Here is a 16,407-nt window from a genome sequence, read left to right as displayed (position 1 = left end):
CTGGGCGAGTCCCCCTAGGCTCCCTGGTCTTCGAAGCCGGTCTCCCACTCGGCATCGACGGGGACGTGCGAGAGCAACTGGTCGTGCACCAGGTTGACGACCTCTCTCCGGCTCGAGTCGAGGTAGTAACGGGCGCCGGGAAACACCTCGAGGTCGAATCGTCCGCTCGTACGCCGCCGCCAGGCCCGTACGCCGCGCAGCGGGGTCTTGGGATCGCCCTCACCGGCGAGGGCGACGATCCGGCAGCCGAGCTCCGGGGGCCCCAGGGACATGCCCCAGTGCGCGGTGCGGCCGGATACGAACAGGGTCAGCAGCGCCGTCCCGGTCTCCCGTTCCAGGCGCTCGGCGACGCGGTAGGCGAGGTCGGCGCCGGCCCGGTGGCCGAAGAAGGCGAGCGGGCGGTCCATCCACTCCCCCAGCGCACCGAAGATCCGGTCCGCGAGGTCGGCCGAATCGGTCAGCCGCTCGTCGTCGTCGATGCCCACGTACAGGGGGTACTGGATCGCCAACACCTCGACGGTGGGCAGCAGCAGCTCGGACAGCGAGAGGTAGTACGCGGTGGAGTGGGCGGATTCCGGGAAACAGATCAGCCGGAAACTACTCGGAGTTTCCGTTTGCAATATCCGAATAAGGCCCACATCATCGGGCTTGATCTGGCTCAAGGAGTACATCCCCGCGATTGCACTGAGGGGCCGGGCACGAGTGCGATGGTGGGGCGCGTCGACCACGCTCGTCCGAGATGCTGACTCCGTGAGGCTATGAGCCCTTCTCCCGGCCCACAACCCCTAGTAACCGCTATTCGAGGTACGCGCTATATGCGGGTACCGCGCCATCCCGGCGTGGCCCGGGACACAGCGGGACACAGCAGGCGCCCCCTAAGGCCCCCTCACCCGTGCCACCACCCCCTAATCTGCAGGCAGTTAGGGGTCAGGAGTCAAGCGGCCGTGTTAAACAAGGGGAAAGTAATGTTCTCCTCAAGCCAATTAAATCGGTGCGACGACAGCGATGAACACAACACGCCCTATTGACTTCGCCGTCGTTGTCGACGGCTTGATCAAGAAGTATCCCGGCCGGCCCGTTCCGGCTGTCGACAATCTCAGCTTCACCGTCCGGCACGGTGAGGTCTTCGGCTTCCTCGGACCCAACGGAGCGGGCAAGACCACCACCATCGGCATCCTGACCACCCGGGTCGCGCCCAGTGGCGGGCGCGCCTTCGTGCAGGGTGTCGATGTGGTGCGCAGGCCGGCGGTGGCGCGGCAGTCGTTCGCCATCGTGCCGCAGCGCAACAACCTGGACCGGTCACTGACGATCCGCCAGAACCTCACCTTCCACGCCGGCTACCACGGTCTCCCCCGCTCGGAGCGCAACCGCCTGGCGGACGAGAGCCTGGAGTGGGTCGGCCTCGGCGACCACGCCAAGGCCCGGGCGGACCAGGTCTCCGGTGGTCAGGCACAGCGCGTGATGATCGCGCGGGCGCTGATGCACCGCCCCCGGGTGCTGTTCCTGGACGAGCCGGCCACCGGCCTCGACCCGCAGTCACAGATCTTCGTACGCGACCGGGTCGCCGAACTGAAGACCCGTGGCGTCACGGTGGTGATCACCACCCACGACATGGAGGAAGCCTCCAAGCTGTGTGACCGGATCGGCATCGTCGACCACGGCAAGCTGCTCGCCCTGGACACCCCCGAGGCACTGACCAGCCGGATGAGCAACACCGCGCTGACCGTCTCGGTGCGCCCGCCGCACAGCGGGATGAACGGTGTGGTCCACATGGTGCAGGGTCTCGGGGTCGCCGAGCGGGTCGAGGTGCTCAGCGCCGAGGACGAGATGGCCGCAGCCATGGGCGGGGCCGGGGCCGGCGACGGCACCTTCCGGATGAAGGTCTACAGCAACGCGTCGTCCTCCGTACTTCTGCCCACGGTCATCAAGGCCCTGACCGACACCGGCTGCGAAATCAAGGACCTGAATGTGAGCAAGGCGAGCCTGGAAGACGTCTTTGTCGACCTGACGGGGAAGGAGATGCGATGAGCTCCTCCTCTCGACCCACGTCATCGACGGACGGGACCACGGGTGGCAAGGCCGCGGAGGAGAAGCCCGCGGCCGGCGCCGGGGCACCCGCGTCGCACCAGGGTGGCGCCGCCAGGGGCGGTGAGCACCGGCCCGCCGACCCCAGGACCCCCGCCGCCCGGCCGGACGCGAAGGGCACCACCGACCCGCGGGCCGCGGAGCCCAAGTCCCCCGAGGACGACGGCTTCGAGGACACCCGGACCGTGCTCGTCCGGTCCAAGCCGTCGGCCCCGCGTCCGGGCGCCGAGGTGCAGAAGGCCACTCCGAACGCACCGGTCAAGCACGAGGGCAAGGCGCCGGACGTCCGGCAGCCCGACCCCCGGCAGCAGCAGAGCCGGCCGCAGGAGCACCGGCACCACGAGGCCAGGGGCATGGGCGCCCCGCACGGCGGCGGCGACATCGGGGACACCCTGACGCTCGTCATCAAGCCGATACCGGCCCCGTCGGCGACCCAGGCCGCACAGGACGCGAAGGCCGCGCTGAACGCCATCATCGCGGCGGCGGACGCCCGTTCGCCGCTCGTGGAGCCCGAGCCCCAGCCGCAGCCCGAACTCGAACTCGAACTGCCCGACGCCAAGCGCCGCGCCGGGCGCCACCGGCGCCGCGCCAACCGGTGGCGGACGTTCTTCTTCATCCTGTGGCGCGACATCTTCGTCACCGGCCGCGAGATGGGCCCGTTCCTGGGCCAGGTCATCGTGGAACCGTTCTTCATGCTGTTCGTCTTCGGCAAGGTGCTGGGTGAGATCGGCTTCACCCAGCCCGGCTTCCAGCAGGTGCTGCTGCCCGGTGTGGTGGCGCTCAACAGCTTCCTGGTCGCCCTGCAGAACACCGCGCTGCCGCTGGCCATCGACTTCTCCTGGACCAAGGAGATCGAGGACCGATTGCTCGCCCCCATCCCGGTCTCCCTGGTGGCCGTGGAGAAGGCGATCTTCGGCGCGATGCGCGGTCTGATCGGCTCGCTGGTCATGATCCCGATCGGTCTGGCGCTGCTGGACGACGTCTCCTGGCCGCTGGAGAAGATGCCGGTCACGCTGGGCATCCTGAGCCTGGGCGGACTGGTCGGCGGCTGCGTCGGCCTCACCCTGGGCACCCTGGCGCCCGCGCGCCACATCTCCATCGTCTTCGCCATGACGCTCACCCCGATCATGTTCACCGGGGCCACGCAGTTCCCGTGGCGGAGCCTGGAGACCGTCCGCTGGTTCCAGATCCTCTGCAGCTTCAACCCGTTGACCTACGTCACCGAGGCGATGCGCGGACTGCTGCTGGAACCCGGGCCCAAGGTGCCGGAATCGATCCCGCTGTGGATCTGCTTCTCCGCCATCGGAGCGGCGATCCTGCTCTTCGGGACCATCGGCATCCGCGGCTTCAACCGCCGGGCGCAGGACTGAGCGACGGCAGGATCGAGAGTAAGGCACCACACCATGACGGCATCCGAGCAGACGAAGACAGCCATCGTCTTCCCCGGTATGGGGCCCTCCGGCTTCTCCGAGGTGGGCAGGTTCCTCACGCTCGACCCGTTCGCCCGCAAGCGGCTCGCCGAGGCCGACGAGGCGCTGGGCTACTCGGTCTTCGACCGGCTCCGCGACTCCGAGGACGACTACTCCGAGGCCACCCAGATCGCCTTCCTGGTGAACTCGATGGCCTCGGCGGACCGCGCGGAGCAGGAGCACGGACTGGTCCCGGACCTGTGCGTGGGCCCCAGCTTCGGGCAGAAGGCGGCGGCGGCGTACGTCAGTTCGCTGCCGTTCCCCGAGGTGGTACGGCTCACCGCGGAGCTGGCCCGCTGTGAGCACGCGTACTTCGCCGAGGAGCACCAGGACGCGGTCACCCACACCTTCGTCCGCACTCCGCAGGAGAAGCTGACGGAGATCCTCACCGAGCTCGGCGAGCGCGGCGAGTGGTACGACTACTCCGGCTATCTCGACGACGGCTTCTTCATGGTCTCGCTGCGCGAGAAGGAGCTGGAAGGCTTCAAGAAGGCGATCAGCCAGGCCGGCGGCTACTCCATGTACACCATGGTCCCGGCGGTGCACGCGCCCGCGTTCGCGGAGCTGCGGCGCCGGGCCGCCGAGGAGATCCTGCCGAAGTACGACATCCTCGACCCCAAGCTGCCCGTGGTCACCGACCAGGACGGCACCATCGTGACCTCGGCCGACGCGCTGCGCACGATGCTTCTGGACACCTTCGACCTGCCGATCCACTGGCCGAAGGTGGTGGACACGCTCAAGGGTGAGGGGGTGTCGAAGATGTACATCACCGGGCCGGACAACCTCTTCCACCGGCTGGACCGCACCAAGTCCAACTTCGAGGTGGTGACGGTGGGTCCGGGCAAGCGCTCGCGCCCCGCCCGTAAGCGCTGATCCCCCACCACGCATCACGCACCACGCACCACGCACCACGCCAAAGGGCCGGGCCCCGCTCCCCTCCTCGGATGGGGCGGGGCCCGGCCCTTTGGCGGTTCGGGCCCGTGTGGGGGTGCGGGCCCGAACCCGTCAGTCCGCCAGCCAGTCGGCCACGGCCCGCGCCGTCGTCCCGGCGTGCTCCTCCATCATGGTGAAGTGGTTCCCCGGCACATCGAGCGCGGTGTGCGGCAGCTGCCAGTACGACCGCCAGTCGCCGTCGCGGGACCAGTCGAAGAGCCGCTCCCCGGCCCGGACCAGCAGCGTCGGCGTCTTGACCTCCTTGGGCCGCCACTGGCCGAACAGCCGGAAGTAGGCGCCCATGGCCAGCAGCCGGGTGTCGTCCACCGGCACCTGGCCGGCGCTGCGCTCGTCCATCCCGGCGCTCAGCCCGGGCTGGAGGGCCACGGCCGCGTCCCGGTCGTGCGAGTAGATGTCGAGCAGGACGACCGCGTCCGGGAAGACCCCGGTGCTCTCCAGCCGCGCGGCCACCTCATGGGCGAGCAACCCGCCCGAGGAGTGGCCCAGCAGCACGAACGGCGCCCCGTCGGTCTCCCGCAGCACCGCCTCGGCCTGCGCCTCGATCACCGCCTCCGGGTTGGCCGGGAGCCGCTCCCCGGCGACGAAGCCGGGGTTGCCCAGCGCGAGGACGTCCCGGTGGCCGCGGAATCCGGCGGCGAACCGGGCGTACTGGTGCGGGCCGCCGATCGACAGGATCGAGGAGAAGCACACCAGCGCGGGCCCGGTCTCCCCGCGCGACAGCCGCACCAGCGCGGGCGCCTTGTCCAGCTCGGCGGCGCTCGCGAACGAGGGCCGGAACCGCGAGACGTCCATCAGCAGCCGGGTGAACTCCTCCTGCTCGCCCAGCTGTCCGGCCTCCCGCATCATCGCGCCGAACACGGCCGACGGCTCCGCGCCCGCCGCCTCCGCACGCGCCGCGTCCGAGACCGCGCCGCCCTCGGCGGCCACCGAACCGGCCAGCTGCGCGAGCAGCTGCCGGGCGACCAGCTCGGGCGTCGGGTGGTCGAACAGCAGCGTCGGGGCCAGCCGCAGCCCGCTCGCGGCGTTCAGCCGGTTGCGCAGCTCGACGGCGGTCAGCGAGTCGAAGCCCTGCTCCAGGAAGCCACGCGTGGCCCCCACCGCCTCCGCGTCCGGGAAACCGAGGACCGCGGCGGCCTGGCCGCGGACCAGGTCCAGCACGGCCTTCTCGCGCTCCGCCTCGGCCAGCCCGGCCAGCTTCCGCGCCAGCGAGGGGCCGCCCGCGTCGGCCGCCCCGGCGGCGACGGTACGCCGCCGGGCCGGAGCCCGGACCAGCCCGCGGAACACGGCGGGCAGCCCGCCCTCGGCGGCCTGCTCGCGCAGCGGCGCGATGTCCAGGCGCAGCGGTACGAGCACCGCCTCACCGCCGACCGCGCACGCCGTGTCGAACAGCTCCAGACCGTCCCGCGAGGACAGCGGCGCCATCCCGGAGCGCTCCATACGGGCCACATCCGCGTCCGCCATACCGCCGGTCATCGCGCTGCGCTGCTCCCACAGACCCCATGCCAGCGAGAGCGCGGGCAGTCCGGCGGAGCGGCGCTGCGCGGCCAGGGCGTCCAGGAAGGTGTTGGCCGCCGCGTAGTTGGCCTGGCCCGGCGCGCCGAAGGTACCGGCGGCGGACGAGAACAGCACGAAGGCGGACAGGTCCAGATCGCGGGTCAGCTCGTGCAGGTTGTGCGCCGCGGCCACCTTCGGCCGGAAGACCGTGTCGATCCGGTCCGGGGTGAGCGTGGGCAGCAGCCCGTCGTCCAGCACACCGGCGGTGTGCACGACGGCGGTGAGCGGATGCTCCGCATCCACCTCGGCCAGCAGCATCGACAGCGCCTCGCGGTCGGCCACATCGCAGGCCGCGACGCTCACCCGGGCGCCCAGCGCGGTCAGTTCGTCGACCAGCTCGGACATCCCCGGGGCGCGCTGTCCGCGGCGGCTGTTGAGCAGCAGATGCCGCACGCCGCGCTCGGCCACCAGATGGCGGGCGAGCTGTCCGCCGAGAACGCCGGTGGCGCCGGTGATCAGGACCGTGCCGTCGGGGTCGAACTCCGGGAGCTTCTGCGGCGCGACGTCCTGGTTCTGCTCCTGGGTGGCGACCCGGGCCAGCCGGGGCGCGTGGAGGGCGCCCGCGCGGACGGCGAGCTGCGGCTCCCCGCCGGTCACGGCCGCCGTGAGCAGCTCGGCCGAGGTCTCGTCACCGTCCAGGTCGAGCAACAGGAAACGGTCCGGGTTCTCGGTCTGGGCGGTGCGGATCAAACCCCATACGGCCGACCGCGGCAGGTCCTGCACTTCGGCGTCCGGGGACGTGGCGACGGCGCGCCGGGTGACGAACGCGAGCCGCGCCCCGGCCAGGCCCTCCTCCCCGAGCCACGACTGCGCGCTGTCCAGCGCGGCATGAGTGGCCAGCCTGGCCCCCTCCGCCACATCGCCGCCCCCGGCGGGGCCGGTGTACGGGAGGAGGACGACGTCCGGGCGGGGGCTGCCCGAGGCCACCACGGCCGCGAGCTCGGCCAGGTCGGCGAAGACGGCGCAGTCGGCACCGGCGGACTCCAGCGCGGCGACGAGCCCGAAGGCGTCCGTGCCGCCCGTGCCGTGCGTGGCGTCCTGGCCGGCGCCGTTCGCAGTGTCCTGACCGGTGCTGTTCGCAGTGTCCTGACCGGCGCTGTTCGCCGCGTCCTGGCCGATCAGGGCCCAGCGGAGGGTCCCGGGGGCCGCCGAGGGCGCCGGCACCGGCGCCCACTCCAGCCGGAACAGCGAGTCGTGGTAGGTCACCTGGGCCGCGCGCAGCTGCTCCGGGGCGATGCGCCGCAGCACCAGGGAGTCCACCGACGCGACCGCGCCGCCGTTCTCGTCCGCGACGGTGAGGGCCACCGTGTCCGGCCCGGCCGGGGCGATCCGTACGCGCAGCGCCGTGGCGCCCGCCGCGTGGAGCGTGACCCCGGTCCAGGAGAACGGCAGCCGGATCCCGTCGGCCTCGCCGCCCAGGAAGTCGCCGAGCGCGACCCCGTGCAGCGCGGCGTCCAGCAGTGCCGGGTGCAGTCCGAACAGCGCGGCGTCGGCGTGCTGCCGCTGCTCCAGGCGCAGTTCGGCGAAGACCTCCTCGCCGCGCCGCCAGGCGGCGCCCAGCCCCTGGAACGCCGGGCCGTAGCCGAAGCCGCCCGCCGCGAACCGCTCGTAGAGGTCGGCCACGTCGAGGGCGACGGCCTCGGCGGGCGGCCATACGGACAGGTCGGCGCCGCCGTCCGTGGCCTCACCGGAGGCCAGGACACCGCTGGCGTGACGGACCCACGGCTGGTCCGAGGCGTCGCCCCGGTCCGCGTCCGGCTCCGGGCGGGAGTAGACCTCCAGCGCCCGGCGGCCGCTCGCGTCGGGCGCGCCGACCGTCAGCCGCAGCTGGATCCCGCCCCGGCCGGGCAGGATCAGCGGCGCCTCGAGGGTCAGCTCCTCCAGCAGATCGCAGCCGACCTGGTCACCGGCACGGATCGCCAGCTCCACGAAGGCCGTCCCCGGCAGCAGCGCGGTGCCGGACACGGCGTGGTCGGCGAGCCAGGGGTGGGTCTGGAGGGAGAGCCGCCCGGTGAGCAGGAAGCCGTCGGAGTCGGGCAGTTCGACGGCGGCGCCCAGCAGCGGATGCCCGGCGGCGCCGAGCCCGGCGGAGGCGACATCGCCCACCGCGAGCGGGACCTCGATCCAGTAGCGCTCGTGCTGGAAGGCGTACGTGGGCAGCTCGACGCGCTCGGCGCCCGTCCCCTCGTACACCGCGTCCCAGTCCACGCTCACGCCACGGGTCCATGCTTCGCCGAGCGAGACCCAGAAGCGGTCCAGACCGCCCTCGTCACGGCGCAGCGACCCGATCGCGGCGGCCTCACGGCCCGCGCTCTCGGCGGTCTCCTGCACACCCATCGTCAGGACGGGGTGGGCGCTGGACTCGATGAAGGCGCCAAAGCCCTCGTCCAGCAGACGGCGCACCGCACCCTCCAGTTCGACGGTGCGACGCAGGTTGGTGAACCAGTACTCGGCGTCCAGCTCCGGACCCTCGACCCACTCCCCCGTCACCGTGGACAGGAACGGCACCTGGGCGTTCCTCGGCTGTACGGGGGCGAGCAGTTCGAGAAGTTCCTCGCGGAGCAGTTCGACCTGCGCGGAGTGCGAGGCGTAGTCCACCGGCACCCGGCGCGCCCGCACCTCATCGGCCTCGCAGGACGCCAGCAGCTCGTCCAGCGCCTCGGGCTCACCCGAAACCACGGCCGACGAGGGGCCGTTGACGGCGGCGACGGAGATCCGCTCCTCGCCCCACGCCGCGATCCGCTCCCGGACCTCCGCCACCGGCAGCGCCACGGACACCATGCCGCCCTTGCCCGCCAGCACCCGGCCGATCGCCTGACTCCGCAGCGCCACCACGCGGGCAGCGTCCTGAAGCGTCAGGATTCCGGCCACGCAGGCGGCCGCGATCTCGCCCTGGGAGTGGCCGACCACGGCGGACGGCCGGACGCCCAGCGAACGCCACAGTTCGGCGAGAGACACCATCACGGCGAACAGCACCGGCTGGACCACGTCCACGCGCTCCAGCGACGGTGCGCCCTCGGCGCCGCGCAGCACCTCGACCAACGACCAGTCGGTGAACTCCGCCAACGCCGCGGCGCATTCGTGGATACGGGCCGCGAAGACGGGCGAGGCGTCCATCAGCCCCACCGCCATACCGGCCCACTGCGACCCCTGCCCCGGGAACACGAACGCCGTCTTGCCGGCCGTCCCGGTGCCCTGGACCAGCTGGGCCTCCGCCTCGCCCCGGGCGAGCGCCGTCAGGGCGCGGACGAAGTCGTCGCGGTCCGTGCCGACCAGCACCGCGCGCTGGTCGTGGACGGCGCGGGTGGTGACCAGGGAGTAGCCGACGTCGGCCGGGCGCAGGCCCGGGGCCGTGTCGAGGTGTGCCAGCAGCCGCTCCGCCTGGGCGCCCAGCGCCGCCTCGCTCCGGCCGGACAGGATCCAGGGCAGCACACCGGGCTCGGGCGCGTCGGCGTCGGCCGTGGGCCGCTCCGCCGGGGCCTGTTCGATGATGGTGTGCGCGTTGGTGCCGCTGATGCCGAACGAGGACACGGCGGCGCGGCGCGGGCGGCCGGTCTCCGGCCACTCCAGCTGCTCGGTGAGCAGCGACACCGCGCCCGCCGTCCAGTCCACGTGCGGCGACGGCTCGTCCACATGCAGGGTCCGGGGCAGGACGCCGTGCTCGATGGCCTTGACCATCTTGATGATTCCGGCGACACCGGCCGCCGCCTGGGTGTGGCCGAAGTTGGACTTCACCGAGCCCAGCCAGAGCGGCTCGTCCTCGGTCCGCTCCTGGCCGTAGGTGGCGAGCAGCGCCTGCGCCTCGATCGGGTCGCCCAGCGTCGTACCGGTGCCGTGTGCCTCGACGACGTCCACCTCGGCGGCGGACAGCCGGGCGTTGGCGAGGGCCTGCCGGATGACGCGCTGCTGGGACGGGCCGTTGGGCGCGGTGAGGCCGTTGGAGGCGCCGTCCTGGTTGATGGCGGAGCCGCGGACGATGGCGAGCACCGGGTGGCCGTTCTTGCGCGCGTCCGACAGCCGCTCGACCAGCAGCATGCCCACGCCCTCGCCCCACGCCGTGCCGTCGGCGGCGGCGGCGAAGGGCTTGCAGCGGCCGTCGGTCGCGAGGCCGCGCTGCTTGCTGAAGGCCACGAAGGTGCCGGGGGTGGCCATCACGGTCACGCCGCCCGCGAGCGCGAGCGAGCATTCGCCGCTGCGCAGCGCCTGAACGGCCATATGCAGGGTGACCAGCGACGACGAGCACGCCGTGTCGACGGTGACCGCCGGGCCCTCCAGACCGAAGGTGTACGACACCCGGCCCGAGGCGACACTGCCGGAGCTGGCCGTGCCCATGTAACCCTCGAGGCCGTCGGGGGCGCGGTGCAGCAGGGTGCCGTAGTCGTTGTACATGACGCCGGTGTAGACACCGGTCCGGCTGCCGCGCACCGCCGCCGGGTCGATCCCGGCCCGCTCGAACGCCTCCCACGTGGTCTCCAGCAGCAGCCGCTGCTGCGGGTCCATGGCGAGCGCCTCACGCGGCGAGATCCCGAAGAAGACGGGGTCGAAGTGGTGGGCGTCGTGCAGGAATCCACCGTTGCGGGCGTAGCTGGTGCCCTGCTGGTCGGGGTCGTCGTCGTAGAGCGACTCGATGTCCCAGCCACGGTCGGTGGGCATGTCGGTGATGGCGTCCGCGCCCTCGACGACCAGCTTCCACAGGTCCTCGGGCGAGGTCACCCCGCCGGGGAAACGGCAGCTCATCGCCACGATGGCGATCGGCTCGTCGTCGCCCGCGGTCGCGGTGGCCACGGGTGCGGCGGCGTCCTCCTGGCTGCCCTGGGCCTCGGCCCGCAGATACGCGGCGAGGGCGGCGGGGGTCGGGTAGTCGAAGATCAGCGTGGCGGGGAGCCGGACGCCGCTCACCGCGGTCAGGCGGTTGCGCAGTTCGACGGCGGTGAGCGAGTCGAAGCCGACCTCGCTGAACGCGCGCTGCGGCTCGACCGCTTCGGACCCGGCGTAGCCGAGCACGGCCGCCACCTGCGTACGGACCACGCCGAGGACGACCGCCTCGGCCTCGGCGTCGGACGCCCCGGCGAGCTGCTGGGCGAGCGCGCCGGACCGCGCCGCGGCGGCGGCCTGGGCCGCGCGGCGGGGCGGGACGCGGACCAGACCGCGGAAGAGCGGCGGCAGCATTCCGGCGCTCGCCTGCGTCCGGAGCGCGGCCAGGTCGAGGGGCATCGGCACGAGGAGGGCCTCGTCGGCGGTGTCCGCGAGGTCGAACAGCTCCAGGCCCTGGGCGGCGGTGATGGCGGCGACGCCACCGCGCCGCAGCCGGTCCAGCTCCGCCTCGTCCAGCTCTCCGGCCATGCCGCCGGACTCGGCCCACAGGCCCCAGGCGAGGGAGGTGGCGGGCAGGCCGCTGGCGCGGCGGTGCTGGGCGAGGGCGTCCAGGAAGGCGTTGGCCGCCGCGTAGTTGCCCTGGCCCGCACCGCCGAAGACACCGGCGGCGGAGGAGAACAGGACGAATGCGGAGAGGTTGCTGTTGCGGGTCAGGTCGTGGAGGTTCCACGCCGCGTCCACCTTCGGGCGCAGTACGTGGGCCATGCGGTCGGGGGTGAGGGAGGCGATGACGCCGTCGTCCAGGACACCTGCCGTGTGGATGACGGCGGTGAGGGGGTGGGCGGTGGGGATCGCCGTCAGTGCGTCGGCGAGGGCTTCTCGGTCCGCTACGTCGCAGGCGGCCCAGTGGGCTTCCGCGCCCAGCGCGGTGAGCTCCGCGGTGAGTTCGGCGGCGCCCGGGGCTTCCGCGCCTCGGCGGCTGAGCAGGAGGAGGTGGCGGGCGCCGCGCTCGGTCACCGCGTGGCGGGCGAAGAGCATGCCCAGTGTGCCGCTGGCACCGGTGATCAGCACCGTGCCGTTCGGGTTCCACGCGCGAGTTTGGTTCTCCGCCGCCACGGTGGCGCGGGCCAGGCGGGGGGTCTTGACCGTGCCTTCGCGTACGGCGAGTTCCTGTTCGCCGGATGCGAGGGCGGTGGGCAGGGCTTCGAGGGAGCCCGGGTGGGTGTCGGTGTCCACCAGGATGATGCGGCCCGGGTTCTCCGACTGGGCGGAGCGGATGAGGCCGTGGGCGGCGGCGTTCGCCAGATCGGTGACCGGTTCGTCCGTGGTGGTGCTCACGGCGCCCGACGTCAGCAGGACGAGACGGGAGTCCGCGAAGCGGTCGTCGGCCAGCCACTGCTGCAGCAGCCCCAGCACCTGAGTGGTGGCCTGGTGCGCCGCCGTGGCGGGCGAGGAGGAGTCCCCCACCCCGCCCCTTCCCGTAACCATGGGCTCCGCCCCTGGACCCCGGTCCTCAAACGCCGGACGGGCTCGAAGTGCCGCATCGGCCGAAGGCTCCGCCTCAAGGCCCCGGTCCTCAAACGCCGGACGGGCTTGATGTGCCGCACCTGGGCCTTCAGGTGCCGCGCTGTCCCCTGTCAGGGAAACCACGACGTGCTCCGGCAGCGCCGTTCCGGCTGCGACCGCTTCGGCGAGCGCACCCAGATCCGCGTACGCCGCGATCTCACCGCCGAGCGTTCCGAGACCGGGAACCTCGGCGCCCACCACCGCCCATCGGTCGGGGGACACCGGCTCGGACAGGGATGGGGCCGGGGTCCAATCGACGCGGAACAGGGCGTCGGAGGCGGTGCCCGGGGCGGTCAGCTGGTCCGGGGAGACCGTGCGCAGGGCGAGGCGTTCCACCTCGGCCACCGGGGCGCCGGTGACGTCGGCGAGTTGCAGGGACACCGTGCCGTTTCCGGCCGACGACAGCCGGACCCGTACGCTGTCCGCGCCCACCGAGTGGACCCGGACGCCGGTCCAGGAGAAGGGCAGTCCGCCCTGGCCCGGGTTCTCGGTCAGGTCGCTGAGGCCGATGGTGTGCAGGACGGCGTCCAGCAGGGCCGGGTGCAGTCCGAAGAAGGCGGCGCCGGGTTCGGCGTCCTCGGGGAGGGCGACCTCGGCGTAGACCTCGCCGTCGCCCCGCCAGGCGGCCCGCAGCCCCTGGAAGACGGGGCCGTAGCCGAAGCCCGCTTCGGCCAGGCCGTCGTAGAGGCCGTCGGTGTCGATGCGCTCGGTGCCCGCGGGCGGCCAGGCGCTCAGGTCGAACGACGGGGTCGCGGGCGTGTTCTGCGCGAGCACACCGGTGGCGTGGCGCAGCCACGGCTCGTCGTCTCCGGCCTCGTCGGGGCGGGAGTGGAGGGCGAGGGTGCGGCGGCCGGTGTCGTCCTGGGCGCCCACGGCGATCTGGAGTCGGACCCCGCCCCGCTCGGGCAGGATCAGCGGGGCCTCCAGGGTGAGTTCCTCGACCAGGTCGCAGCCGGCCTGCTCACCGGCGCGCACCGCCAGTTCCACGAACGCGGTGCCGGGCAGCAGCACCGCGCCCATGACGGCGTGGTCGGCCAGCCACGGGTGGGTGTCCAGCGCGAGCCGCCCGGTGAACAGGAAGCCGTCCGCGTCGGCCAGGGACACGGCCGTGCCGAGCAGCGGATGGTCGGCGGTGCCGAGGCCGAACGAGGTCACGTCGCCGTAGGCGGTGCCCGCGTCCAGCCAGTAGTGCTCGCGCTGGAAGGCGTAGGTGGGCAGTTCGACGCGCTCGGCGCCGGTCCCCGCGTAGTACGCCGCCCAGTCGGGGGCGGTGCCCCGGGTGTGCAGGGTGGCCAGGGCGGTGGTCAGGGTCTCGGCCTCGGGACGGCCGGACCGCAGTGCGGCGGCGAACGCCACGTGCTCGGACTCGCCCGCCAGGCACTCCTGGCCGAGCGCGGACAGCACCCCGTCCGGGCCGAGTTCGAGATAGGTGGTGACGCCCTGCGCCTCCATGGCGCGCATGCCGTCGAGGAAGCGGACGGCCTCGCGGACGTGGCGGACCCAGAAGTCGGCGGTGGCGATCTCGGCGGCGGGCGCGATGCCGCCGGTCAGGTTGGAGACCACCGGGATCTTCGGGGCCTCGTACGTCAGGCTCTCGGCGACCTTGCGGAACGCCTCCAGCATCGGGTCCATCCGCGGCGAGTGGAAGGCGTGGCTGACGGTGAGCCGCTTGGTCTTGCGGCCCTGGGCCTCGAAGCCCTCCGCGATGGCGACGGCGGCGTCCTCGTCACCGGCGATGACGACCGACGTCGGGCCGTTGAGCGCGGCGATCGAGACGCGCTCGGTCAGCAGCGGCGCCACCTCGTCCTCGGACGCCTGGACGGCGATCATCGCGCCGCCGCCCGGCAGCCGCTGCATCAGCCGGCCCCGGGCCGCCACCAGCAGTGCGGCCGCGTCCAGCGAGAACACCCCCGCCACATGCGCGGCGGCGATCTCGCCGATGGAGTGGCCGGAGACCACGTCCGGCTTCAGGCCCCACGACTCCACGAGGCGGAACAGCGCCACCTCGATGGCGAACAGCGCGGGCTGGGTGAAACCGGTCCGGTCCAGCGCGGCGGCGTCGTCGCCGAACAGCACGTCCTTCAGCGGCCGCTCCAGCCGCGGGTCGAGCGCGGCGCACACCGCGTCGAACGCCTCGGCGAACGCCGGGTAGGTCGCGTACAGCTCGCGCCCCATGCCGAGGCGCTGGCTGCCCTGGCCGGTGAAGAGGAACGCCAGCTTGCCCCGGGTCTCCACGCCCTCGACCACCCCGGCGGCGGGCTCACCGGCGGCGAGCGCGGCGAGGCGGTCGAGGAAGGTCGCGCGGTCACCGGCGATGACGGCGGCCCGGTTCTCCAGGGCGGCGCGGGTGGTGGCCAGGGAGTGGCCGAGGGACACCGGGTCCAGCTCGGGGTGTTCGGTCACATAGCTGTGGAGCCGGGCGGCCTGGGCGCGCAGGGCGTCCTCGCCCTTGGCGGAGACCAGCCACGGCAGCAGCGGGAGGGTGCGGGGCTCAGCCGATTCCTCGACGGGGGTCTCCTCGGCCTCCTCGCCGTCGGTCGCCTCCTCCGCCACCGGCGCCTGCTCGATGATCAGGTGGGCGTTGGTGCCGCTGATGCCGAACGAGGACACGGCGGCGCGGCGCGGACGGTCGGTCTCCGGCCACGGCCGGCCCTCGGTCAGCAGCGAGACGGCCCCGGCCGACCAGTCGATATGCGGCGACGGCTCGTCGATGTGCAGGGACTTCGGCACATAGCCGTGTTCGATGGCCTTGACCATCTTGATGATCCCGGCGACACCGGCGGCGGCCTGGGTGTGGCCGACGTTGGACTTGATGGAGCCCAGCAGCAGCGGCCGCTCCGGGCTCTTCTCCTTGCCGTAGGTGGCCAGCAGCGCCTGCGCCTCGATCGGGTCGCCCAGTGTCGTACCGGTGCCGTGTGCCTCGACCACGTCGATCTGGTCGGCGGTCAGCCGGGCGCTGGCCAGCGCCTGGCGGATGACGCGCTGCTGGGACGGGCCGTTGGGCGCGGTCAGTCCGTTGGACGCACCGTCCTGGTTGATCGCCGAGCCCCGCACGACGGCGAGCACCCGGTGGCCGTGTCTGCGGGCGTCCGACAGCCGCTCCACCAGCAGCATGCCCGCGCCCTCGGACCAGCCGGTGCCGTCCGCCGACGCCGCGAAGGACTTGCAGCGTCCGTCGAAGGACAGCCCGCGCTGGCGGCTGAACTCGGTGAAGGTGCCGGGCGTCGACATCACGGTGACACCGCCCGCCAGCGCCAGCGAGCATTCGCCGTTGCGCAGCGCCTGCATGGCCAGGTGCAGGGTCACCAGCGACGAGGAGCACGCGGTGTCGACGGTGAGCGCGGGGCCCTCCAGGCCGAAGGTGTACGCCACCCGGCCCGACGCGATGCTGCTGGAGCCGCCGGTGCCGAGGTAGCCCTCGACACCGGGCGGCACGGCGCGCAGCCGCGAGGCGTAGTCGTGGTACATGACGCCCGCGAAGACACCGGTACGGGTGCCGCGCACGGAGGTGGCGTCGATGCCCGCCCGCTCGAACACCTCCCAGGTGGTCTCCAGCAGCAGCCGCTGCTGGGGGTCCATCGCGAGGGCCTCGCGCGGATTGATGCCGAAGAACGCCGGGTCGAAGTAGTTGGCGTCGTGGAGGAAACCGCCCTCCCGGACATAGCTCGTACCCGCGCCGTCCGGGTTGTCGTCGAAGAGCCGCCCGATGTCCCAGCCGCGGTCGGTGGGGAACTCGGAAATGCCGTCCCCGCCCTCGGACACCAGCCGCCACAGGTCCTCGGGCGACTCGACGCCGCCCGGGTAGCGGCAGCTCATGCCGACGATCGCGATGGGCTCCTGGTCCTCCGACTCCACCTCCTGCAGGCGGCGCCGGGTCTCATGCAGGTCGGCGGTCACCCGCTTGAGAAAGTAGCGGAGCTTTTCCTCATTCATACGTGCGTTTCCCTCTCGAGGAATCCGGAAG

Annotated in this window: 5 protein-coding genes; 3 read left to right on the top strand and 2 right to left on the bottom strand. The window is 72.7% G+C overall.

All coding sequences use genetic code 11. The features are described 5' to 3' along the window. Positions 1–14: 14 nt before the first annotated feature. Positions 15–671, bottom strand: a complete 657-nt coding sequence (locus J8403_RS27755) for a thioesterase II family protein (protein WP_059145638.1) — start codon at positions 669–671, stop codon at positions 15–17. 334 nt (positions 672–1,005) lie between these two features. Between J8403_RS27755 and J8403_RS27750 the strand changes: the two genes are divergently transcribed. Genes J8403_RS27750 through J8403_RS27740 form a run of 3 tightly spaced genes read left to right on the top strand, consistent with a single transcriptional unit; the run spans position 1,006 to position 4,427 of the window. Further along, positions 1,006–2,028: an ABC transporter ATP-binding protein gene (locus J8403_RS27750; RefSeq protein ID WP_211125554.1), complete on the top strand. Its 1,023-nt coding sequence runs from the start codon at positions 1,006–1,008 to the stop codon at positions 2,026–2,028. Further along, positions 2,025–3,455 (top strand): ABC transporter permease, encoded by a 1,431-nt coding sequence (locus tag J8403_RS43835; protein WP_246586012.1) that lies wholly within the window; start codon positions 2,025–2,027, stop codon positions 3,453–3,455. The genes J8403_RS27750 and J8403_RS43835 overlap by 4 nt, the downstream gene beginning before the upstream one ends. 33 nt (positions 3,456–3,488) lie before the next feature. After that, positions 3,489–4,427 (top strand): ACP S-malonyltransferase, encoded by a 939-nt coding sequence (locus tag J8403_RS27740; RefSeq protein ID WP_211125553.1) that lies wholly within the window; start codon positions 3,489–3,491, stop codon positions 4,425–4,427. A gap of 132 nt (positions 4,428–4,559) precedes the next feature. Here J8403_RS27740 and J8403_RS27735 read toward each other — a convergent pair whose 3' ends face one another. Then, complete coding sequence (locus tag J8403_RS27735; protein WP_211125552.1) at positions 4,560–16,376, bottom strand: type I polyketide synthase; 11,817 nt, start codon at positions 16,374–16,376, stop codon at positions 4,560–4,562. Between the last annotated feature and the right edge of the window lie 31 nt (positions 16,377–16,407).

The sequence above is a fragment of the Streptomyces yatensis genome, from assembly GCF_018069625.1.
Lineage (GTDB): Bacteria > Actinomycetota > Actinomycetes > Streptomycetales > Streptomycetaceae > Streptomyces > Streptomyces yatensis.
The sequence above is the reverse complement of the archived record's forward strand: the minus strand, read 5'-3'. Positions and strand labels throughout refer to the sequence as shown.